Below are 21178 nucleotides of genomic sequence, written 5' to 3'. Positions count from 1 at the left end.
GCTTCCTTTCTTCGCACTTCAAACGGATCTCCGCATGCAAGCCCTGTCGTTCAACGTGATTTCCAGCCAAGGCGCGCCGGCCGCCGTCGACACCGATATCGAGCGCGTCGTGATTGCCGGCTGGGCCGGCCGCGACCCGGCCGCGATCCAGGCGCATATCGACGAACTCGCGGCACTCGGCGTCGCGCCGCCGTCGACCACGCCGTGCTTCTACCGCGTCTCGTCCGCGCTGCTCACGCAGGCGCCGTCGATCGGCGTGCTCGGGGCGCGCTCGGGCGGCGAGATCGAGTGCGTGCTCGTCGACAGCCCGGCCGGCACGCTGGTCACGGTCGGGTCCGACCATACGGATCGCGAAGTCGAGGCGTACGGCGTCGCGGTGTCGAAACAGGTATGCGCGAAACCGCTCGGCCGCGATGCGTGGCGCTATGCGGACGTCGCCGATCACTGGGATGCGATCGAGATGCGTTCGTGGCTGACTGCGCGCGATGGCGAGCGGGTTGCGTACCAGCACGGCGCGGTGAGCGGCCTGCTCGCGCCGGAGCTGCTGTGGCAGCGTTTCGACGACCGCCGCACGATGCCCGCGCGCTGCGCGATGTATGGCGGTACCGTCGCCGTGCATGGCGCGATTGCGGCGATGGGCGACGGCGATGCGTTCGAAATGGAACTGCACGATCCGGTGCTCGGGCGCAGCCTGTGGCACCGGTATGCGGTCGAGGTGTTGCCCGTCGTGGCGTAATCGGCAGCGCCAAACCGCACGGGACGCGGGCGCGGCGGCGTTCAGTCGTCGCGCCTGCTCCTACCTGTACGACTCGAAGCAGTGGTAGTCCGGGAAGTTGAACTGCGAGTTGTCGCAGTACAGCACACCTGCCAGGTTGGTACAGCCACTCAATGTGAACATGATTGCTCCCGCAACCGACACTTTCCATCCGAGATACCACATCGCGCCCCCGTTTTCGCCTTATCGGTATTGACCGACATGATGCGCACCGGACGCGCGCCGGTATGTGGAGAATTGTGGTCCCGGGGTGCTTCGATTCGCGATGACGCTTTCCCGTGCCGGGGCGTAGCCGTGGCACGGGCCCTGGCTCACTTGAGACACCCCAGCCCCGCCAGCGTCGCTTCCACCGCCGTGTCGAGCGGCGTCACCGGTTCGCGGCCGAGCACCGCGGTCACGCGCGCATTGTCCATCCGGATCGGCTCGCGCCACAGGTAACGCATCTCGAGCAATTCGCGCAGCGTCGTGACGAACGGCGCCGCGGCCCAGACGAGCCACCACGGGAAATCGCGCAGCGCCGGCCGCATCCCGTGGCGCTGCGCGACGCGTTGCACGGCCTTTGCCATCTGCGTGCCGTCCGCGTCCCAATGCCCGCCCAGATGAAAGCGCGCGAACGGTTCCAGCGTCTCGCGGCGCTCGATCAGCTCGAGCATCGTGCGGGCCACGTCCGGCACATACGACCATTGATGGCCGACGCCGCGGCTCGGCACACTGACGGCCGCGACGGGCCGGCCGGGCTTGACCAGCCCCTGCGAAAACCAGCTGTTGCCGAGGTGCGGCCCGAAGAAATCGCCGGCACGCACGACGATCGCCCGCACGCCATGCTCGCTGGCGTCCTGCAGCCGCCGCTCCAGTTCGACGCGAATCGCGCCCTTGCGGGTCGACGGATGCTGCGGCGCATCTTCCCGCAGCACCGGGAACGCGTCGGCGCCGAAGTTGTAGACCGTGCCCGGCAGCACGACGGTCGCCTGCGCGGCCCGCGCCGCCGCGATCGTGTTGTCGATCATCGGCAGCACCTGCTGCGCCCAGTTCCGGTATCCGGGCGGGTTCACCGCATGCACGATCACGCTGCAGCCACGCGCGGCACGGACCACCGCCTCGCGATCCAGCGCGTCGCCGCGCATCCACGCGATGCCGTCGCGTTCCACGACCCCGGCGTCGAGCCCACGCTTGAGCGCGCGCACCTGCCAGCCCGCATCGCGCAACTGCCGCGCGACTTCCCCGCCAATCCCGCCGCTCGCACCGAGCACGAGTGCCTGCCGTTGCGTCCCGCCTGTGTTCGTCGTCATTGCCGCGCTCCTTGAATGAACCATCGTGAGACGCATTCTGGCGCGCGGGCGATCAACAAGAAATTGCCTAACCTTGAAGATCGGCTATACATTTATGTATGACCATCGATTTGAACTGGGAACGTTACCGGACCTTCCTTGCGGTGCTGACGGAGGGCTCGCTTTCCGGTGCGGCGCGCGCACTCGGCATTACGCAGCCGACGGCCGGCCGCCACGTCGCGGCGCTCGAAGCCGCGTTTGGCCAGACGCTGTTCACGCGCTCGCCGTCGGGCTTGCTGCCAACCGAGGCGGCGCTTGCATTGCGCGGCCACGCGGAAGCGCTGCGCAGCGCGGCCGCTGCGTTCGAGCGCGCGGCCGCGAGCCACGGCGCGGGCGTGCGCGGCATCGTGCGGATCTCGGCCAGCGACGTGATCGCCGTTGAGGTGCTGCCGCCGATGCTCGCGCAGTTGCGGCGCGCGCATCCGGGGCTCGTGATCGAACTGGTGCCGACCGACCGCATCCAGGACGTGCTGAAGCGCGAGGCCGACATCGCGGTCCGGATGGCGCCGCCCGCGCAGGACGCGCTCGTCGCGCGGCGCGTCGGCGAAATCGAGGTCGGGCTGTATGCGCGCGACGACTACCTCGCGCACAACGGGACACCCGCGACGATCGACGCGCTCGCACATCACGCGCTGATCGGCTTCGATACGGTCACGCCGTTCATCCGCTCGGCGGGGCGCGGGATGCCGCTATGGAAGCGCGATGCGTTCGCGCTGCGCACCGACAGCAACCTCGCGCAACTCGCGATGATCCGCGCCGGCTATGGAATCGGCTTCTGCCAGTCGGCACTCGCGAAACGCGACACGCGGATCGTGCGCGTGCTGCCGGACCACCTTGCGATGCAGCTGGAAACCTGGGTCGTGATGCACGAGGACCTGCGCACGAGCCCGCGCTGCCGTGCCGTGTTCGACGCACTGGCCAACGGGTTGCGCGCGTATGCCGATGGCGAGGCCGCCGAATAGACAGCGGCTTGCGTGAATCGCGCGGGACGCGCTACTCGTAGCTTTTTCCGGCGAACAGGATGTCCGCGATACGGCGCCACGGGTTCTCGGGCACCTCGTAGAAACGCAGCCCCTCCTCCGACGCCTCGGCCCAATCGACCATCGCCTCCAGGTACTCGCCGATCGCACGGTTTTCCCAGCCGAGCGCGGCGCGGGCGTAGGGCGACGGCGGCAGGTCGGCCTCGAGCTGCCGCTCCTTGTGCCAGTCATGACCGAGCACGCGCAGGAAATGGATCAGCGAGCGCTCGTCGACCACACGTTCCAGCGCATCCTGCAGCCTGTCGGCCATCTGGTTCTTCAGATCGTCGTTCATGCTTGTGGTCCCCTGGCGCGCCTCTCGGATACGCGCCGCCGCGTGTCGCGCGGCAAGGTTTTACATCAGCAACTGGCGCGACAGCACCTCGCGCGCCTGGGTGACGGTCTCGCGTTCGCCCGGCGTTGGCGGCGTCAGCGAAAACACCGCGTCGGGCAGCGGCGGCAACCGGTATTTCGCGCCGAGCCGCATCAGGCCGTCGCCGATCGCCGACGCGCACAGGCAGCCGACCCCAAGCCCCGCCGCCAGCATCGACTGCAGCCCCGCGACGCCCGACGCGCTGTGCACGAGCACATACGGCGTGTGCTGCTCGTCGAGCGAACGCACGGCCACCTGATGCATCATGCAGTCGTCCGGCAGCAGCACGAGCGGCAGCGGCTCGGGCAACTGCTCGGCAAGCGCGGGCGATGCAACCCACGACAGCGGCTCGCGCCGCAGCACCCAGCGCGTATCGCCGGACGCCGGCCGGAACGGCCCGCTCGACATGTTCATCACGACGCCGAGATCGATCTGCCCCCGCGCGTGCGCCGCCTCGATGTCCACGCTCTTCATCGCGCTCACGTGCAGGCTCAACTGCGGATAGCACTCCCGCAGCCGCGCCAGCATCCCCGCCACTTCATTCGTGCGGTAGTAGTCGGTGATCGCGACGCGCAGTTCGCCCTTGATCGCCTGCCCGCGCAGCTCGTCGAACGCGGCCTCGTTCAGCGCGACGATGCGCCGCGCGTGCTGCAGCAGCCGCGTGCCGGCCGGCGTCGGCTCGACACCGCGCTTGCTGCGCACGAACAGCGGCACGCCGGCGCGCGATTCGAGCTTGCGCACCTGCTCGCTGACCGTCGACTGCGACAGGTGCAGCAGCGGCGCGGCAGCCGACAGGCTGCCGGCATCCGCGACCGCCGCGAACGTGCGCAACTGGTCCAGATCGAAACCGCGCATCGCCATCCTCCATCCATCGAATAACCCGATGGATGCTACCACTCTTTCCCGCTTTTCCGAATCATAGGCCATCGCCAGAATACGGGGTCAACGGCCCGTGTGCGCCACCTGCACATACGGCCCTCATTTTTTGGACCCTGCTTCCATGACGAACCCCACCCTTGCTCCCTGCGCGCCGGCCGGCACGGCTGCCGCGGCGACGCCGCGCAGCCATCACGGCTGGGCGCTCGTGGTCCTGCTGGTCGGCGCCATTCTGCCGCCGCTCGACTACTTCATCGTGAATCTTGCGTTACCGGCCATCCGCGACGGCATCGGCGCGCGACCGGCCGAATTGCAGCTCGTCGTGTCGGCTTATGCGTGCGCGAGCGCGGTCGTGCAGATCACCGGCGGCCGCCTCGGCGACCTGTACGGCCGCAAGCGGATGTTCATGATCGGCATGGCCGGCTTCGTGCTCGCGTCGACGCTGTGCGGCCTCGCGGGCAACGGCACGGTGCTCGTCGGCGGCCGCGTGCTGCAGGGCCTGTTCGCCGCGATCCTCGCGCCGCAGGTGCTCGCGACGATCCGCAGCGTGTTCAGTCCGCAGGAACAGGTACGCGTGATGGGCTTCTACGGATTCGCGTTCGGCCTCGCGGCCGTGATCGGCCAGCTCGGCGGCGGCGCGCTGATCAGCCTGCATCCGTTCGGGCTCGGCTGGCGCGCGATCTTCCTCGTCAATCTGCCGATCGGCATCCTGGCGATGATCGGCAGCTGGCGCTTCATTCCGGAAAACCGGCCGCCGCGCGGCCAGCGCATCGACGTACCGGGCACGGTGCTGATGTCGCTGTTCCTGCTGATGCTCGTGTACCCGCTCACGCACGGTCGCGAAGCCGGCTGGCCGCTGTGGATGATCGCGTGCCTCGTCGGCACGCTGCCGATGCTCGGCGCGCTGCTGGCGGTCGAAGCGCGCCGGCTCGCCGGCGGCCGCGATCCGCTGCTCGACGTGCGCCTGCTCCGCAACCCTGTCGTCGCGCTCGGGCTCCTGCTCGCGTTCCTGTTCTACATGCTGAGCGCGTTCTTCCTGAGCTACGGGATCTATCTGCAGGGCTGCCTGAACTGGTCGCCGCTCGCGTCGGGGTTCGCGATCCTGCCGCTCGGGCTCGGCTTCCTCGCGAGCCCGCTGCTGATGCCACGCCTCGTCGGCCGGTTCGGCGGCTATCGCGTGCTGACGCTCGGCTTCGTGATGCTCGCGGCCGGCGTCACGATCGCTGCCGCGCTCGCGCGCGAAGGCGCGCCGGGGCCCGGCTTCTATGCAGGCATCGCGGCGATCGGAATCGGGCAAGGGCTCGTGCTGCCGTCGGTCGTGCGGATCGTGCTCGCGGAAGTCGACGCGGCCCGCGCGGGCGTCGCGTCCGGCATGGTCAGCGCGATGCTGCAGATCGGCGCGGCCGTCGGCGCCGCGACGATCGGCGGCGTGTTCTTCGCGCGGCTCGGCATGCATCCGGCGGCGGCCGACTACGTGCAGGGATTCAGGACGTCGATGTTCACGCTGACGGTCGTGTTGCTGGCGTGCGTCGCATTGTCGACGGCGCTCGGGCCGCTGCATCGTCGGCTGCATGCAGGCGCGTGAATGGGCTGGATGCCGACTCGCCGGCAGGCCAACCGGGGCGGGAACAGGAAATGCGCGCGCGGCGCCCGGTTCAATGGTGCTGCTTGCGCTGCGCTTGCCGCGCCTCCCATTCGGCCAGTTCGATGCGATAGCGCGCAAGCGCTTCGTCATACAGGTCGAAGACGCACGGCGAGCAGCCGCTGTTGCAGCAGTCTTCCAGTTCGGGTTGGACAGGTGGGGTCGGACGGGGATCGTCGACGGACGGATCCCCTGAAACTTGGTTCGGCACGGCGTGGTCCGGTGATGTGGAACGGCAAGTATAGGTCGATCCGGGTCAGCGCCGCTTTCGGCAAACCGGGCGACGCGACGATGAATGCCGCCATAATGCGGCGATAGCCGGGCGCCGCGATCGGCGGCGCTCGCCCCGTTCCCGCCCCACCGGAGCCGCGCAATGGCCGAAGCCTTGAATCCGCCGGAAGTCTGGGCGCCGTTCGGCGCGTTCTCGATGGCCGTGATCCAGGGCGACGGGCGGATCGTGCACCTGAAGGGGCAAGTCGCGCTCGACCGCGACGGGCAGGTTGTCGGCCAGGGCGACATGCGCGCCCAGGTACGTCAGACGCTCGACAACATCCGCGCCGTGCTGGCCGCGATGGGCGGGCAGATGCAGGACGTGATCTCGCTCGTCCATTACGCGACCGACATCGACGCATTCATGCAGGCGGGCGACATCCGCAAGCAGTATTTCGTCGAGCCCTATCCGGTGACGACGACCGTTCAGGTCGAGCGGCTCTACCATCCCGACCTGCTGGTCGAAATCACGGCCGTCGCCGAGATTCCGCAGGCGCGGTTTCACCGGCCCGCATCGCCCACATGAAACGCGAAGGCGCGCACGACATCACGCGCCGGGCGCGGCATTGCCGACCGGCGCGCTGGCTCGCGACCCGTGCGCTTACTTCGCCGGCGCCGCAGGCTTCACGGCCGCCGCACCCTGCTTGTCGGCCAGCGGCTGCCAAGCCGCGCCAAGCGAATACCAGTCGACTCGGCGCGTCAACGTCATGATGCCGGCGAGAATCGCGAACAGCAGCAGCGAACCGAGCATCAGCGCGTTGTCTTCCGACAGCAGCAGCCCGTAGAGCGCCGCATACAGCATCGCGAGCAGCACCGTGAACGTCGCGCCGCGCTTCACGCTATGCAGCACGAACGACAGGTAGAAGCCGAGCAGCCCGATGCATGCGCCGCTCGCCGCGAGATACGCGTAGCCGAACGCGATGTGCTCGGACAGGCTCAACAGCAGCAGGAAGAACAGCGCGAGCGACAGGCCGACCAGCGTGTACTGGATCGGGTGAATGCGCAGCCGCTTCACGAGTTCGTACATGAAGAAGCTCGCGAACGTGAGCATCACGAACAGTGCACCGTACTTCGTCGCGCGCTCGGCCTGCAGATAGACGTTCACGGGTTCGATCACCGATACCGACGCCATCTCGATCTCGCCCCCTCCGTTGCCGGACGCGACCTGTTCGCGCGCCTTCGTGTTGAACGACGTCACGTGCCAGTTGCTCGTGAAACCGCGCGCGTCGATCGCGCGCTCGGCCGGCAGGAACTCGCCGCCGAAGCTCGGATGCGGCCAGGTCGATTTCAGCGAGAAGTCGTTCTGGTCGCCCACCGGCGCGAACGCAACCGATTCCGCCCCCGCCAGCGGCAGGCCGATACTGAACGGCACGACCGCCGCGCCGGCGTTTGACTCAGCCAGCGCCGCGAGATCGACGTTCGCGTGCACGCCCTGGCGCAGGCTGTCGAGCAGCGTGCCCTGCTCCACGTCGAGCGGCTTGCCGCCGATGCGCAGATCGGGTTGCGCCTTCAGCCCGCGAAGATCGCCGATGCCGAGCGCGACATATGCGCCGTCGATCTTGAAGCTCACGTGGCCGTCGGCCTGCGGCAGCTTCTTCAGGTCCGGCAACGGCAGCGTGCCCGTCATCCGGCTGTCGAGCCCGTACACCAGCGCCTTGTGGATGCCGCGATAGCGCACGTTGACCGACAGCGTGCCGTCGAGTTTCAGCGTCCTCGGAAATACCAGCAGGCGTTTCGTCTCGCTCCTCAGGCTCGTCTTGGTCTTGCCGCCGGCCGGTGAATCGTCGCGCACGCGCGTGACTTCCGTGTAACGCACGACGAGCACAGGGCCCGTTACCGTCTGCGGGCCCGCGTAGCTCGCCCAGATGCTCTGCAGCGCGCTCTGCCGATAGTCGGCGCGTTCCCGCACGATGCTCTGGACCATCTGCAGCGGGATCAGGATCGCCAGCGCGAGAAACGCGGTGATCACGGACTTGAACAACAGGACTCGATTCATTGCTGACGGATACCGAAGTGGAAGATGCGGTCAGCATGAGCGGCCCCGGTGAAGGGCGATTGAAGCCGGCGTGAAGCGAATGTGTGGCGAGGGTGAAGCGGTCAGCCGGCCGACGGCAGCGTGAGCGTCGCGCACGCGCCGCCTTCGTCGCGGTTCGCGAGCGCGACCTGGCCGCGGTGCAACATCGCGACCTCGCGGACGAAACACAGCCCGAGGCCCGTGCTGCGATCCTGGCCGTCGGGGCGCGGCAGCGAATAGAAACGCTCGAACACGCGCGCCAGCGCGTAGTCGGGCACGCCGGGGCCGTCATCGTCGACACGCACGACCGCGACCTGCGCCTTGCCCGCCGGCTGCCGTTCAAGCGCGATCCGGATCGTGCTGCCCTGCGGCGCGAAATCCAGTGCGTTGTCGAGCAGGTTGCCGAGCGCCTGGCGCAGCAGGAACGGATCGCCTTCGACGACCGCCGGATCGGCCGCATCGTTCGCGTCGATCCGCAGGCTCACGCCGCGCTGCCGCGCGCGCGGCTCGATATCGTCGACGAGCTGCTCGAGCACCGGCCGCAGCGCGACCGGTTCGTGCACCGACAGGCGCTGTTTCTGCTCGACCTCGGCCAGTGCGAGCAGCTTGCGAATCATCTGTTCGAGGCGGCCGGCCTGGCGGCGGATGTTCTCGGTGAAACGCCGGCGGTTCGCGACCGGCATGTCTTCCTGCAGCAGCTCGGCCGCGCCGCTGATCGCGGCCAGCGGGCTCTTCATCTCGTGCGTGAGCGTGTGGATGTAGGTTTCGACGTACTGCCGGTCCTCCAGCCGCTGATGCATGCTTTCCACCGCGCGCCCTAGTTCGGCCAGCTCGTTCGCGCCCTGCAGCGGCATCGCCGCGCGCTCGCCGGCCGCGATCGCGCGCGCATAGCGCTGCAGGCGCCGCAGCCCGAGCACCAGCCACCACGTGCACGCCACGCCGATCAGGATCGCGCCGCCCATCAGCAATGCGCCGTACAGCATGATCTTGCGCTGGCTGCGCGCGATGAACGGCGCGACCGTCTGATTCGGCTTCGCGATCGTCAGCACGCCGATGATCTCGTTGCCGCGCCGGATCGGCGCCGCGACGTGCATCACGGTGCTGCTGTCGTCGTTCGGATCGCTGCGCGTGCTGCGCGCGCCGTATTCGCCACGCAGTGTCCGGTACACGTCGTTCCAGCGCGAATAGTCTTGCCCGACCGCGCTGCCGGACGAGTCGTAGCGCACGATGCCGTGCGCGTCGGTGATGTAGAGGCGGTAGCCGATCGCGTTCTTCTGGATGCCCCACACGTTCGCGCTGACCGGACGCTCGTGCAGCTTCCCGAGCTGACGCGCGAACGCGCCGTCGGCGATATGCCCGTTCGCCATGTCGTCGGCGGCCAGCGTCGCGAGCACCTGCGCGGTATCGACGAGCGTGTCCTCCATCGCCTCGCGCACGCCGGGCTTCACCTCCTGCACGAACACGCGCAGCGTGATCAGCGCAGCGAGACCGACGATCAGGAAAAAACCGAAGAAGATGCGCAGGCCGATATGCATGGGCGGTGCCGGTCGTTACGGTTGCAGCGAATAACCCATTCCGCGATGCGTGCGGATCGGGTCTCGCTCGGGATCGATCGCGCGCAGCTTGGCGCGCAGCGTCTTGATGTGCGTGTCGACCGTGCGATCGGCCGAATCGAATGCCTCGTGCCACACGAGGTCCATCAGCTGTTCACGCGAATAGATGCGCCCCGGATGCCGGACCAGCAGCGCCAGCAGGCCGAATTCGTAGCGCGTGAGGTCCAGCGCGTGGCCGAGCCACGATACGCGCGCGCCATCCGTATCGAGCGTGAAGCCGGGGGCCGACGTTTCGACCGGCGATGCCGCGGGTGCAGGCGACGGTTCCGGCGCGGCCGTCCGGTAGAAGCGGCGCAGGATCACGCGCACCCGTGCCGCCAGCTCACGCGGCGAGAACGGCTTGACCACGTAATCGTCGGCGCCGATTTCGAGCCCGACGATCCGGTCGATCTCGTCGTGCCGCGCGGTCAGGAAGATCACCGGAATATCGGTGAACGTGCGCAGCCGCCGGCACACTTCGAAGCCGCTCAGGTCCGGCAGGCCGACGTCGAGCACCACGAGATCGAAACGCGTGTCGCGCAGGTGGTCGAGCGCCGCCTGTCCGAGCGTGCAGTGAACGGTCTGCATGCCGTCGGTGCCGAGGGCGTAGACGATCGTGTCCGCGATCGCCATTTCATCTTCGACGATCAGGATATTGGGCTGATTCATGGTCTCGGGTTTGGGTCGCGCAATCCGGTGCGACATTGTACGCACGGCCGGGCCCGGCCAGCCCCTCCCCGGCGCGTTACGCCACGCGGCCGCTCACCGGAATCGATGCGCCGGTGATCGCCTGCGCATCGGCCGACAGCAGGAACCCGATCGTCGCCGCGATCTGTTCCGGCCGCACCCAGCGCGTGAAATCCGCGTCCGGCATGTCAGCGCGGTTCGGCGGCGTATCGATGATGCTCGGCAGGATCGCGTTCACCGTCACGCCGCGGTCGAGCAGTTCGGCCGCCAGCGCCTCGGTGAGCCGCGCGACGCCGGCCTTCGCGGCCGCATACGCGCCCATGCCCGCGCCGGCCTTGAACGCCGCGCCCGCGCCGATGTTGACGATGCGGCCGGCCGGGCTCGCCACCAGGTACGGCAGCGCGGCCTTCGACGCGTTCAGCGCCGTCTTCACGTTCAGTTCGTACATGCGGTCCCACGTGGCGGCATCGCCGTCGGCGACGGTCTGCCACACGAATGCGCCGGCGATGTTCAGCAGTGCGTCGACCCGGCCGAATTCGCCGTTGATCGATTCGAGTGCCCGCACGGCAGCCTGCGGATCGACGAGATCGATTCCGCCGATGCGCAGCGCATCGGCCGGCACGCCGGGCAGCGCCAGCGCCGCCGGAGCCGCACCGCGCCCGATCAACGCGACGCGCGCACCGCGCTCGCCGAGCCACGCAGCCGTTGCGACGCCCAGGTGGCCGAAGCCGCCGGTGATCGCGACTGCCTTGCCTTTCAGGTCGTGTTCCATCGACAGGTTCTCCAGGATCGAGGGTGAATGGACGAAGTTTCGACAGCGTAGCGCCGTTCACGCATCCGTGCGCACGGCGACGAGCCTGCGGCGGCGCAGTTCCTCCGTCGTTTCGCCCTGGTTGCCCGGCCGCCAGCCCGGCGGCAGCATCACGAAACGAATCGCGGTCCACACGTCGCGTGCCGTCGCGACATCGCGTGCCAGGCTCGCCCAGTGCTCGAGCTCGACGACGAACGGATTGCGCGAGCGCGTCGGCGTGACGAGGCCGTAGCGGCACGGCTCGTCGGCGCGCTCGGCGACATACGTGCCGAACAGCCGGTCGAACACGATCAGCACGCCGCCGTAGTTCGCATCGAGGTAATCGAGATTCGACGCATGATGCACGCGATGCGCGGACGGCGTGTTGAACACGTATTCGAGCCAGCCGAGCTTCGGCATCCACGTGTTGTGCAGCCAGAACTGGTACATCAGGTTGAACGACAGGATCGCGAGCACGGCTTCCGGACGCACGCCGAGCCACACGAGCGGCGTGAAGAACATCGCGGCCCCGGCGATCTTGCCGGTCCAGCCGAGGCGGAACGCCGACGACAGCGTCAACTGGTTCGGCGAATGATGCACCGCATGCGTCGACCAGAAGAAGCGCACGCGGTGCGACGCGCGGTGATACCAGTAGTAGCAGAACTCCTGCCCGACGAACACGAGCAGCGCGAGCGCGACGCTGTGGAGCGGGATCGTGAAGAGCCGGTGCGCCCATGCGAAATCGAACAGCGGCGTGGCGAGCGACAGCGGCACCAGCGCGAGCAGCTTGCGGCCCGCGAGATCGGCCAGCGACAGCCACACCTCGTTCCAGTCGAACGGTTCGGGCTGGCGGCTGCGGCGCCAGGTGAGCACGGCCGCCTCGACGAGCGAGACGGCAACGATGAAGAGCGTGACGAAGTACGCGAGCTTTCCGGTGGTGGTGAGCATGATGGGTCTTTCCTTCGGTTGAGTCGGACGCGTCATGGGCGGCACGTGCTGCCGTCGCGTCGAATGGAACGCACTGTAGTGGGCGAGGAACGGAAAGGCCACGCAGGAAATATGTCGCCGTGTGTCGCGGCATGTCGCGGTGCAATGCGTTCGCGCCGTGGACGGCGGTCGCGGGCATTCATGGAGGGGGGAATCGGGCCGGCCGCTGTCGGGCGTGTGTTCACCCAGCGAGAAATGTGTCGCTGCATGTCGTGGCGAAGCCAGCCGGCGGCGTATGAAATACGTGTCGACGGATTCGACGTCGACGGTGCGACGCATGTGGATCGACACGGCGCATCCATGAACCGGTCGGCAAATATGTCGTCGCATGTCACCGCGACACATCGCCGGACCGCGGGCGACCTGCGCCGACCGATGCCGCCCAACATCACCCTGTCGCCACTGCATCGCCGTCAGCCTTGCCTGGCGCGGCACACCCGCGCCCGACGCGACCGATGCACGCATTCGTCGTACCGAAAAACACCGCGCCGCGTGTAACACCGCGACATCTTTCATGACGCGACGGGCGCGCGTCGCCGTCCTAAAGTTCGTCCCGTCGCCACGCCACCGCGTGCACCGAAACGAACCGCAAGGACACCCGATGAAAACCCGCTTCCTCGTCACCGCCGCCACCCTCGTCACACTCGCCAGCGCGCCGGCCTTCGCCGGCTGGTCCGGCCACGGCACGGCCTACACGCCGCGCGGCACCTACAGCGGCGCGCATGCCGATTCGTGCGGCGGTGGCAGCTGCTCGCACGCGGGCGGCGTAATCGGCCCCGGCGGCGGTCTCGCCACCAATACGGGCACCGTCACGCGCACCGCGCCGGGCCAGTTTTCGAACAGCGGCACGGCCGTCGGCCCGAACGGACGCTCGGTCGAGCACAGCGGTGACACGAGCTGCGCGGACGGCACCTGCTCCCACACCGGTTCGCTGACGGGCTCGGACGGTCGCAGCGCGTCGACGTCAGGCAGCGTGACACGCAACGGCCCGGGCCAGTACACGTCGAGCGGCACGATCACGGGTTCGGGCGGCAACACGGCCAGCCACGCCGCATCGACGAACTGTGCAGGCTCGACCTGCTCGCGCTCGGGCACCGTGACCGGCACGGACGGCGGGAGCGTCACGCATTCCGGCAGCGCGACGCGCGTCGCGCCGGGCGTCGTGACGACGTCGGGTGGTTCGACGATCGTCCATGGCGGCACGGTGTCGGCCGGCGGCACGCCGGTAATCCACGGCAGCACGGCAGCGGGCGGCGCGGTCGTCGTGGCTGGTGGGCCGGTGCCGATCCCGGTGCCTGTCGCACCGCCCCCGCCGGCCGCCGTGGTCGTGGCGGCAGCGCCGGCTACCGCCACGGTCGCCATTGCTGCACCAGTGCCAGCGCCAGCACCGGCCGCCGTCGTGGTTGCGGCGCCGCCGCCCGCACCGGCTGCCGTCATCGTCACGCCGCCGCCCCCGCCGCCGAAGGTCGTGCATGTCGCACCGCCGAGGGCCGTCGTGGTCACCCCCGCGCCGCGCGTCGTCTACGTCGCGCCGCCGCCGCCGAAGGTGCTGTACCTCGCACCGCCGCTGCCGCGCTCCGTGTACGTCGCCCCGCGCGCCGTGTATGTCGCTCACCCGCCGCGCGCCGTCGTCTGGGTGCCGGCCCACTGGGCCGGCCGCGTCTGGGTTCCCGCGCACTGGGCGTAACCCCGCATCGATCCGTTTCGCATGCCACCCGATTCAGTTTCATCAACCACCCGGCCGGCGCAGACCGTCGGCCACGCAAGGAGAAACCCCATGAAGTCCATCAAGAAGATGATTGCCGCCGTCGTTTTGTGTATCGTCTCAGCAGCAGCGTCGGCCCAGCAGGTGCCGCCGGGTGCGGCGGCCGGCGGCGCACGCGCCGAACATGCGCTGATGCAGTTGCAGACCCGCTTCGCCAACGCGAACACGACGCACGACGGCAAGCTCACCCGCGAGCAGGCCGCCGCGGGCATGCCGATGGTGGCGCAGCATTTCGACGAGATCGACGTGCAGCACAACGGCTACGTCACGCTCGCGCAGCTCGCCGGTTTCATGCGCCAGCGCATGGCGGCCCGCTGATCGCGGCGCGAGTCCGGCCGCGCGGCACGCACCGGGAGGCAGCCGATGGAACAGACCTGCAGGATCGTCGTGCTCGACGACGAAGCCGAGTTGCGCAACATGCTGCAGCGCTTCCTGACTGGCCACGGCTTCCAGGTCCGCGCGGTGGCCGACGGCAAGCGGCTCGACCGCCTGCTGCAGCGCGAACCGTACGACCTCCTCGTGCTCGATCTGATGATGGAGCCCGAGGACGGCCTGAGCGTGTGCCGGCGCCTGCGTGCCGAAGGCCAGACGCTGCCGATCCTGATGCTCACCGCGAAAGGCGACGCAGCGGACAAGGTCGTCGGCCTCGAGACGGGCGCCGACGATTACCTGGCCAAGCCGTTTCTCCCCGACGAACTCGTGGCCCGCATCCGGGCGCTGTTGCGTCGTCAGAAGATGGCGGCCGGCGAACCGACGGTGACGTCGCAACGGTTGCGCTTCGGCGCGTTTACGTTCGACGTCGGCCAGCAGACGCTGATGCGCGACGGCGTGCCCGTCGAGATCCATTCGGCGCAGATGCTGCTGTTGCATGCGCTCGGCTCGTCGCCGAACCGCGCGGTGAGCCGCGAGAACCTGCTCGCCCGCGCACGCGGCCGCGACCACGCCGCCCTCGACCGCAGCGTCGACGTACAGATCCTGCGGCTGCGCCAGATCGTCGAGGACGATCCCGGCAAGCCGCGCTTCATCAAGACCGTCTGGGGCATCGGCTACATGCTGGTGGCCGGCGTCGAATCGTGATGCGCATCCCGCTGCCGCGCTCGCTGCTCGCGCGCAACATCGCGCTGCTGGTCGCGCTCGTCGCGCTGTCGCTCGTCTGTTCGCTCGGCGTTCTGTTGCACTACGTGCAGCGTCCTCGCATCGAGCGCGCATCGATCATCTTCTCCGACTACGTGCAGTTGCTCGACCGGACACTGGCCGGCCTGCCGCCCGACGCGAGCCGCACGATCGTCGCGCAGCTCGGCGGCCACGCGTCGCCGCCACCTGCCGCGCCGCCGCATGCGCCGAACCTCGCGGCCTTCTTCCGCACCTGGCAGCGCGACGTGTTCATGCAGGCGCTCGAACGCCACTTGCCGCCCGACCTGCCGGCACGGTGGCAGTCGGGCGACGACGAACGCCTGTGGATCCGGCTCCATGCCGCCGGCTCGCCGGTATGGGTACCGCTGCCGATGGCCGCCGACGCGCAGGCGAGCGGCATCACGACGGCGCTCGTGCTGTCGGTCGCGCTGGCGCTGCTCGCGGCGCTGACGGGCTACCTGATCCAGCTCCACCTGAACCGGCCGCTCGATGCGCTGGCGCGCGCGGCGCAGCGCGTCAGCGCGGGCGAGCGCCCGCCGCCGCTGCCGACCGACGGCCCGACCGAAATCGCCGACGTGAGCCGCGCGTTCAACCGGATGGCCGACGCGCTGCAACAGGCGGAAGCGACCCGCTCGCTGATGCTGGCCGGCGTGTCGCACGACATTCGCACGCCGCTCACGAAGCTGCGCCTGGCGATCGCGATGGCGCTGCCGCGCGGCACGCATGACGCGCTCACCGCGTCGGCCGAGCACTATCTCGACCAGATCGATACGATCCTGCAGCAATTCATGGACTACGCGGGCAGCGGCGAGCGCGAGACCCCGCAAACCGGCGACCTGAATGCGCTGATCGGCCAGCTCGTCGCGGATTTCGCGGGGCTCGGGCACGCATTCGAATTCGACGAAGGCGACGTGCCCGCGTTTGCATTCCGCCCGATCAGCCTGATGCGGCTGCTGATGAACCTGATGCAGAACGCGGTCGTCTACGGCCGCACGGGCCTCGGCGTACGGACCTGGACCGAGCGCGGCATCGCGTATGCGGTCGTCAGCGATCGCGGCAACGGCATCGGCGCCGCCGAACTCGAACGTCTCAAGGCGCCGTTCAGCCGCGGCGCGAATGCGCGCAGCCATGCGGGCGGCACGGGGCTCGGCCTTGCGATCGTCGAACGGATCGCCCGCCTGCATGGCGGTTCGCTGACGTTTCGCGACCGCGATGGCGGCGGACTGGAAGCCGTCGTCGCGCTGCCGCTCGAATCATCCGCGCCGGCCCGGCCGTCACTGTCGGCGTGATGGCCTGATGGCTTGATGGCACGAGTTCGTTGCGCTGCCACGCGCTCCGGCACGTGACATGCGCCGACATAATTCCTGTGTGGCGCGTGACACCCGACCTCCGCATACTTGCGCCTGCGTGTTGCGCAGCGGCATGAAACCTCTCCCTCGCCAGCAATCACGCCCCGCTTCCGATCGTTCGCGCTCCTGAATGCCGCGACAGTATCGGCAAATTCATCCAGGCCACGGAGATCGACATGTTCCCTTCCCTTCACACATTGGCTGCCCATGCCAAACGTCTGACCTCCGCTGCGCTGATTGCCGGCGCGCTCGCGATGACCGGCTGCGCATCGACGGCAACCACGACCACGGCCGCAGCGCCTGCGGCCCGCACGCTGCCGCAGGTCCATGCGGATGTCGTCTATGTATCCGCGTTCGACGTGGATACCACCGACGTCAAGGTCGACGGGGGAATGATCAACAAGCTCACGACGCTCGCCACCGGTTCGCCCGCCGACGCGAAGCGCCAGCAGAGCGCGCTGAAGACCCGCGACCAACTCGCCGACGCGCTCGTGCGCGAACTCCGGTCGCAAGGCATTCCCGCGCTGCGCGGCCCGGTACCCGACGGCCGCGACGCGCTGGTAATCGAAGGCCGGTTCGATACGATCGACGCCGGCAACCGCCGCCGCCGCATCCTGATCGGGCTCGGCGCTGGCAAGAGCGAAGTGGGCGCATCGGTCACCGTGCTGTTCCAGCCGGCGCACGGTGCACCGCGGCCGCTCGGGACGTTCTCGGCCAGCGCGAACAGCGGCCACCTGCCCGGCATGGCCGAAACCGCCGGGGTGGGCGCCGTGGCCGGCCGCCTCGCGACGTCGGCGGCAGTCGGCGCCGGCCTGCACGGTGCGTCGGAAGCGAAGCACGACACCGTGGCATCCGATACGGATCGCCTCGCGCGCTCGATCGCGAAGCAACTCGCCGCGCAGAATGCGGCGAATGCATGGCTGCCTACGGTGTCGGCAAGCTGACGCGCCGCGACGTCACGGGCACGGGCACGGGCACGGGCCGGCGGGCACGGATGCGGGCGGCCGGGCATAATGCGCGAGGCCGGTCCGGCGCGACGCGCGCCGCAATCGCCGTACCGGGCTGCCCGACATCCCGCGCCACCCCGGCTCGAATCCTGAATCCCAACCCGTCAATGCCATGCAAGTAATCGTCGTAGGAACCGGCAAGCTGGCCAACGAGCTGCTCAATGCGCACAAGCTCGATCCGGCAACCTGTCGCGTGATGCCGTGGTCGGACAGCACGCAAACCGACGCAACGCGTAACGACGCCCGACGTAGCGACGCCCGATCGATCGTCGTGCACGCCGGTTCCGGCCGCGAACTCCCCGCCGCGATTGCGTTCTGCCAGGCCACCGCGTCGCCACTCATCGAGTTGTCCACCGGCTCCGACCTCGAAACCGCGTCGCACGATTTCCCGGTCGTGCTCTGTCCGAACACGAACATCCTGATGCTCAAGTTCATGAGCATGCTGGAAACCAGCGGCCACCTGTTTCGCGATTGCGAGATCAGCCTGACCGAGTCGCATCAGGCCGGCAAGACGTCCGTGCCCGGCACGGCCGTCGGCATCGGCCAGTCGCTCGGCGTGCGGCCGGAGGACATCCGCTCCGTGCGCGACCCGGACGTGCAGCGCAGCGAATTCGGCATCCCCGACGATCAGCTCGGCCGCCACGCGGTGCACCGGATCCGCATCGACGACGGCGCATGCAGCCTGCAGTTCGAGTCGCGCGTGTACGGCGCGACGCCCTATGCGGATGGCGTATCGCGTATCGTCGAAGCTGTCCGGCAGCACGATCTCGAGAATCGCCAATATTCGATCGTCGAATTCATCCGCAACGGCTGGCTGTAATCGACGCGACGCGTGGGCCGGCTTGGCGCGGCTCACCACGCAAAGCCGGCCGCGCCGTTGCCGCAGCGGCTGCTCACGCCGGCTCGCACCACCGTTACCCGTCTCCCAGCACTGCACCGCTCTCCGGCAAGGTCGCGCCGCCGTCGACGACGATCGTCTGCCCCGTGATGTACGCCGCATCGGCCGATGCGAGAAACAGCATCGCGTTCGCGATGTCCTCCGGCTCGCCCATCCGCGCGAGCGGAATGTCGCGTGCGATCTGCGCCGCGACCGACGCGTCGCCGAGATTGCCGGCCGCCGGCGTACGGATCATCCCCGGCTCGACGCCGTTGACCGTCACGTTGCGACGCGCGAGTTCCAGCGCCGCCGCGCGAATGAAGCCGTTCACGCCGGCCTTCGACGCCGCGTAATGCGCGAGCCCCGGATAGACGACGCGCGGCCCCGTCACCGACGACGTGACGAGCAGCCGCCCGGCTCCCGCACGCTCGAATGCCGGCAACGCGGCCTGCGCGAGCCAGAACAGCGCCGACAGGTTGACCGACAGCGTTCGTTCGAGCGTCGGCTCGTCGATCTGCGCGAACGGTGTCAGCGGAAAATACGCGGCGTTATGAATGACGACGTCGAGCCGGCCGCCGTCGCGCTCGACCGCCGCGACGAGTGCCCCCAGTTCGTCGCGACTGGCTGCGTCGACGCGGTATGCGCGCGCATCGCCGCCCGCACTGGCCAGCGCATCGGCCTGCGCCGCCGCCGCGTCGCCGTTCAGGTCGGCGATTGCGACGAACGCGTCGGATTCCGCGAAACGGCGTGCGATCGCCGCGCCGATCCCCTGCGCGGCGCCCGTGACGAGCACGACACGCCCGCTGAAATCCGCCCGCACACGGCCGCTGCCCAGCACGGCATTCATCGCTGCGCCTCGCCGCCGAGCGGATGCACGGTTTCGTTCAGCACCTGCGCGTAAGCGCCGATCTGGAAGTTCGACAGCGACCCGAAATCGCCGCCCTGATAACCGAAGATCTTGCCGTCGGTCTTGCGCTGCGCGAGGTCGATCAGGACGACGCCCAGCGTCGGCACCACCTTTTCGCGCCACACGAACAGATACAGTTCGTCGGCGATCCTGAAGTAATGGCAACGGTCGACATCGGCCAGCCCGCCTTCGACGCCCTGCAGGCACTGCCACGCGTAGAAGTTCTCGTTCAGGTAGATGTGCTCGTAGCATTCGGTCGGGCTGTAACGGTACATCGTCCGCTTGCCGATCAGCTCGCGCGTGGGCGCGTGCAGCGGCCCCGGCTGCGCGTGACCACCGAGCGTGCCGTGCCGGAATTGTGCGTCGACACCCGTCAGCGGCAGCCCGCGTGCGACGCGCGTGAATGCATCGATGCGCGTGTCGGCTTCGGTCGGCAGCACGCCGACGACCGACGTCCAGACGCCATTGTCGAGATCGATCACGAGACTGGCCGACGTCGCGCGCGCCGCCGTGTCGATGTAGTCGACGAAGTACAGCCCGTCGCGCAACCGCGTCACGCGACACGGCTCGCGGCCGCCCGTGCCGGTCGCCGCGTCACGCCACTGCAGCGCGCCCGGCTCGAACGAATAGACACGCCATGCGCCCGATGCGTCGCCGAGTGCGAGCGTTCGCCCGGCGAGCGCGTCGACGGACGCGAGGATGTTCGCTTCCGGCGCGAAGCCGTCCGCGAGCGCGCCAACCTGAATGAATACCGGATCCTGTCGTTCCACCTGCCGTCTCCCGCGCAGCTTCAGGCCCGGCGGGCCGTGTACGCTGCCGATGTGTACATGGTGCGGGCTGCGTGCGTCGCGCGGTATCCGCCAAAAGGATGAAGGGCGCGCGGCGCCGGAACGCGCTAAAGTGCACGTCATCCGCGCCGCGACCGGCGCGAGGAGCGCACATGCACCGTGTCACCCACTACCGACGCACCGGCGAAGGCATCGAGGCGATCAGCCTCGAATCCGACCGCGCGTTCCCGCGCCACGCGCACGACGAATTCGGGGTCGGCGTGATTGTCAGCGGTGCGCACCGGTCGTGGAGCGGCCGCGGGCAGGTCGACGCGCTGGCCGGCGACGCGATCATGGTCAACCCGGGCGAAGTGCACGACGGCTCACCGATCGATGCCGGCACGGGCCGGCGCTGGCGGATGCTGTACCTCGCACCGGCGCTGGTCGCGGGCGTCGCGGCGGAAGAAGGCCTCGGCGGCGTCGAGCTGGTGCACCCGGCCGTGCGCGACGCGCGGCTCGCAGCCGCCGTCGGCAGGCTGCATGCTCGCATCGTCGCGGGAGAATCCCGGCCGCTCGCCCGCGACGAGGCACTCGTGATGCTCGTCGCCGGGTTGCTCGCCCGGCATGCGAACCGCACGCTGCCTGCGTCCGGCGTCGCGCCGGCGATCCGCGTCGCCCGGGAGCGGCTCGACGCGGCGCCGGCCGCCCCCGTTTCGCTCGCCGAACTGGCCGGCCTGAGCGGCGTGAGCCGCTTCCAGCTGCTGCGCGGCTTCGCGCGCGAGCTTGGCATCACGCCGCATGCGTACCTGATCCAGTCGCGCGCCCGGCTGGCGCGTGCGCTGCTCGCCAGCGGGATGCCGATCGCGGATGCCGCGGCCGAAGCCGGTTTTGCCGATCAGAGCCACCTGACGCGTGCGTTCGCACGCCAGTTCGGGATCACGCCGGGGCGGTTTGCGCAGGCGGCCTGACGCCAGCGCGCTCCCGGCGCAACGTGCCACCGGCCACACCGCATTCGGCGC

22 protein-coding genes are annotated in these 21178 nt (G+C 69.1%); 11 read left to right on the top strand and 11 right to left on the bottom strand.

All coding sequences use genetic code 11. From position 1 onward, the window contains the following. Positions 1–34: 34 nt before the first annotated feature. Positions 35–736: a DUF2848 domain-containing protein gene (locus U5809_RS13560; protein ID WP_322086883.1), complete on the top strand. Its 702-nt coding sequence runs from the start codon at positions 35–37 to the stop codon at positions 734–736. Between the two features lie 350 nt (positions 737–1086). Here U5809_RS13560 and U5809_RS13555 read toward each other — a convergent pair whose 3' ends face one another. Beyond that, positions 1087–2064 (bottom strand): NAD-dependent epimerase/dehydratase family protein, encoded by a 978-nt coding sequence (locus tag U5809_RS13555; protein WP_322086882.1) that lies wholly within the window; start codon positions 2062–2064, stop codon positions 1087–1089. A gap of 98 nt (positions 2065–2162) precedes the next feature. Here U5809_RS13555 and U5809_RS13550 point away from each other — a divergent pair, with 98 nt between their 5' ends. Next, entirely contained in the window at positions 2163–3065 is a 903-nt protein-coding gene (locus U5809_RS13550) for a LysR family transcriptional regulator (protein WP_322086881.1), read from the top strand. 31 nt (positions 3066–3096) lie between these two features. Here U5809_RS13550 and U5809_RS13545 read toward each other — a convergent pair whose 3' ends face one another. Further along, positions 3097–3417 carry a hypothetical protein gene (locus U5809_RS13545; RefSeq protein WP_322086880.1) on the bottom strand — a complete coding sequence of 107 codons (321 nt, stop codon included), beginning with the start codon at positions 3415–3417 and terminating at the stop codon, positions 3097–3099. Between the two features lie 60 nt (positions 3418–3477). Beyond that, on the bottom strand, positions 3478–4350 hold the full coding sequence (locus U5809_RS13540) for a LysR family transcriptional regulator (RefSeq protein WP_282508933.1): 873 nt from the start codon (positions 4348–4350) through the stop codon (positions 3478–3480). Between the two features lie 145 nt (positions 4351–4495). On the opposite strand from U5809_RS13540, the gene U5809_RS13535 reads away from it, so the two are divergent. Next, entirely contained in the window at positions 4496–5956 is a 1461-nt protein-coding gene (locus tag U5809_RS13535; RefSeq protein WP_322086879.1) for an MFS transporter, read from the top strand. 70 nt (positions 5957–6026) lie between these two features. Here U5809_RS13535 and U5809_RS13530 read toward each other — a convergent pair whose 3' ends face one another. Further along, a complete protein-coding gene (locus U5809_RS13530; protein ID WP_176049897.1) occupies positions 6027–6224 on the bottom strand; it encodes an oxidoreductase-like domain-containing protein in 198 nt (65 codons plus the stop codon). A 162-nt stretch (positions 6225–6386) separates the two neighbouring features. Between U5809_RS13530 and U5809_RS13525 the strand changes: the two genes are divergently transcribed. Beyond that, positions 6387–6809, top strand: a complete 423-nt coding sequence (locus U5809_RS13525; protein ID WP_322086878.1) for a RidA family protein — start codon at positions 6387–6389, stop codon at positions 6807–6809. Between the two features lie 75 nt (positions 6810–6884). Here U5809_RS13525 and creD read toward each other — a convergent pair whose 3' ends face one another. From creD to U5809_RS13500, 5 genes are all read right to left on the bottom strand, one after another. Then, entirely contained in the window at positions 6885–8279 is a 1395-nt protein-coding gene (gene creD / locus U5809_RS13520) for a cell envelope integrity protein CreD (protein WP_322086877.1), read from the bottom strand. A 101-nt stretch (positions 8280–8380) separates the two neighbouring features. After that, complete coding sequence (gene creC / locus U5809_RS13515; RefSeq protein ID WP_322086876.1) at positions 8381–9832, bottom strand: two-component system sensor histidine kinase CreC; 1452 nt, start codon at positions 9830–9832, stop codon at positions 8381–8383. A 15-nt stretch (positions 9833–9847) separates the two neighbouring features. Then, on the bottom strand, positions 9848–10558 hold the full coding sequence (gene creB, locus U5809_RS13510; protein WP_322086875.1) for a two-component system response regulator CreB: 711 nt from the start codon (positions 10556–10558) through the stop codon (positions 9848–9850). A gap of 76 nt (positions 10559–10634) precedes the next feature. Continuing rightward, on the bottom strand, positions 10635–11348 hold the full coding sequence (locus U5809_RS13505; RefSeq protein ID WP_322086874.1) for an SDR family NAD(P)-dependent oxidoreductase: 714 nt from the start codon (positions 11346–11348) through the stop codon (positions 10635–10637). A 57-nt stretch (positions 11349–11405) separates the two neighbouring features. Next, complete coding sequence (locus tag U5809_RS13500; protein WP_176049903.1) at positions 11406–12314, bottom strand: sterol desaturase family protein; 909 nt, start codon at positions 12312–12314, stop codon at positions 11406–11408. A gap of 640 nt (positions 12315–12954) precedes the next feature. Here U5809_RS13500 and U5809_RS13495 point away from each other — a divergent pair. From U5809_RS13495 to U5809_RS13470, 6 genes are all read left to right on the top strand, one after another. Next, a complete protein-coding gene (locus U5809_RS13495; RefSeq protein ID WP_322086873.1) occupies positions 12955–14040 on the top strand; it encodes a hypothetical protein in 1086 nt (361 codons plus the stop codon). Between the two features lie 90 nt (positions 14041–14130). Then, the gene (locus U5809_RS13490; RefSeq protein ID WP_244137758.1) at positions 14131–14436 is read left to right on the top strand and encodes an EF-hand domain-containing protein; all 306 of its coding nucleotides are present in this window, start codon (positions 14131–14133) and stop codon (positions 14434–14436) included. Positions 14437–14481: 45 nt separating this feature from the next. Further along, on the top strand, positions 14482–15195 hold the full coding sequence (locus U5809_RS13485) for a response regulator (protein WP_282508926.1): 714 nt from the start codon (positions 14482–14484) through the stop codon (positions 15193–15195). After that, positions 15195–16541, top strand: a complete 1347-nt coding sequence (locus tag U5809_RS13480; protein ID WP_322087003.1) for an ATP-binding protein — start codon at positions 15195–15197, stop codon at positions 16539–16541. Before U5809_RS13485 ends, U5809_RS13480 begins: the two co-directional genes overlap by 1 nt. Before the next feature lie 236 nt (positions 16542–16777). Further along, positions 16778–17545 carry a DUF4410 domain-containing protein gene (locus U5809_RS13475; RefSeq protein WP_322086872.1) on the top strand — a complete coding sequence of 256 codons (768 nt, stop codon included), beginning with the start codon at positions 16778–16780 and terminating at the stop codon, positions 17543–17545. A gap of 175 nt (positions 17546–17720) precedes the next feature. Further along, a complete protein-coding gene (locus U5809_RS13470) occupies positions 17721–18428 on the top strand; it encodes a dihydrodipicolinate reductase (protein WP_322086871.1) in 708 nt (235 codons plus the stop codon). Between the two features lie 94 nt (positions 18429–18522). Here the strand turns inward: U5809_RS13470 and U5809_RS13465 are convergent, their stop codons facing one another. Then, complete coding sequence (locus U5809_RS13465) at positions 18523–19332, bottom strand: SDR family oxidoreductase (RefSeq protein ID WP_322086870.1); 810 nt, start codon at positions 19330–19332, stop codon at positions 18523–18525. After that, positions 19329–20162, bottom strand: coding sequence for a molybdenum cofactor biosynthesis F family protein (locus tag U5809_RS13460; protein ID WP_282508921.1), 834 nt, complete (start codon positions 20160–20162; stop codon positions 19329–19331). Before U5809_RS13460 ends, U5809_RS13465 begins: the two co-directional genes overlap by 4 nt. 170 nt (positions 20163–20332) lie before the next feature. Here U5809_RS13460 and U5809_RS13455 point away from each other — a divergent pair, with 170 nt between their 5' ends. After that, positions 20333–21127 (top strand): AraC family transcriptional regulator, encoded by a 795-nt coding sequence (locus U5809_RS13455; protein ID WP_322086869.1) that lies wholly within the window; start codon positions 20333–20335, stop codon positions 21125–21127. The last annotated feature ends 51 nt before the right edge of the window (positions 21128–21178 follow it).

The sequence above is a fragment of the Burkholderia sp. BCC1999 genome (assembly GCF_905339975.1).
Lineage (GTDB): Bacteria > Pseudomonadota > Gammaproteobacteria > Burkholderiales > Burkholderiaceae > Burkholderia.
Note: the sequence above shows the minus strand (reverse complement) of the source record. Positions and strands in the feature narration are given on the sequence as shown.

Bases quoted from the DNA above. Each gene is read 5' to 3' on its own strand.
- creC (WP_322086876.1), bottom strand. From the start codon at position 9,832: ATGCATATCGGCCTGCGCATCTTCTTCGGTTTTTTCCTGATCGTCGGT.
- U5809_RS13455 (WP_322086869.1), top strand. From the start codon at position 20,333: ATGCACCGTGTCACCCACTACCGACGCACCGGCGAAGGCATCGAGGCG.
- U5809_RS13550 (WP_322086881.1), top strand. From the start codon at position 2,163: ATGACCATCGATTTGAACTGGGAACGTTACCGGACCTTCCTTGCGGTG.
- U5809_RS13505 (WP_322086874.1), bottom strand. From the start codon at position 11,348: ATGGAACACGACCTGAAAGGCAAGGCAGTCGCGATCACCGGCGGCTTC.
- U5809_RS13495 (WP_322086873.1), top strand. From the start codon at position 12,955: ATGAAAACCCGCTTCCTCGTCACCGCCGCCACCCTCGTCACACTCGCC.
- U5809_RS13480 (WP_322087003.1), top strand. From the start codon at position 15,195: ATGCGCATCCCGCTGCCGCGCTCGCTGCTCGCGCGCAACATCGCGCTG.
- U5809_RS13500 (WP_176049903.1), bottom strand. From the start codon at position 12,314: ATGCTCACCACCACCGGAAAGCTCGCGTACTTCGTCACGCTCTTCATC.
- U5809_RS13475 (WP_322086872.1), top strand. From the start codon at position 16,778: ATGTTCCCTTCCCTTCACACATTGGCTGCCCATGCCAAACGTCTGACC.
- U5809_RS13470 (WP_322086871.1), top strand. From the start codon at position 17,721: ATGCAAGTAATCGTCGTAGGAACCGGCAAGCTGGCCAACGAGCTGCTC.
- U5809_RS13540 (WP_282508933.1), bottom strand. From the start codon at position 4,350: ATGCGCGGTTTCGATCTGGACCAGTTGCGCACGTTCGCGGCGGTCGCG.
- creD (WP_322086877.1), bottom strand. From the start codon at position 8,279: ATGAATCGAGTCCTGTTGTTCAAGTCCGTGATCACCGCGTTTCTCGCG.
- U5809_RS13545 (WP_322086880.1), bottom strand. From the start codon at position 3,417: ATGAACGACGATCTGAAGAACCAGATGGCCGACAGGCTGCAGGATGCG.
- U5809_RS13525 (WP_322086878.1), top strand. From the start codon at position 6,387: ATGGCCGAAGCCTTGAATCCGCCGGAAGTCTGGGCGCCGTTCGGCGCG.
- U5809_RS13555 (WP_322086882.1), bottom strand. From the start codon at position 2,064: ATGACGACGAACACAGGCGGGACGCAACGGCAGGCACTCGTGCTCGGT.
- U5809_RS13490 (WP_244137758.1), top strand. From the start codon at position 14,131: ATGAAGTCCATCAAGAAGATGATTGCCGCCGTCGTTTTGTGTATCGTC.
- U5809_RS13465 (WP_322086870.1), bottom strand. From the start codon at position 19,332: ATGAATGCCGTGCTGGGCAGCGGCCGTGTGCGGGCGGATTTCAGCGGG.
- U5809_RS13535 (WP_322086879.1), top strand. From the start codon at position 4,496: ATGACGAACCCCACCCTTGCTCCCTGCGCGCCGGCCGGCACGGCTGCC.
- U5809_RS13485 (WP_282508926.1), top strand. From the start codon at position 14,482: ATGGAACAGACCTGCAGGATCGTCGTGCTCGACGACGAAGCCGAGTTG.
- U5809_RS13560 (WP_322086883.1), top strand. From the start codon at position 35: ATGCAAGCCCTGTCGTTCAACGTGATTTCCAGCCAAGGCGCGCCGGCC.
- creB (WP_322086875.1), bottom strand. From the start codon at position 10,558: ATGAATCAGCCCAATATCCTGATCGTCGAAGATGAAATGGCGATCGCG.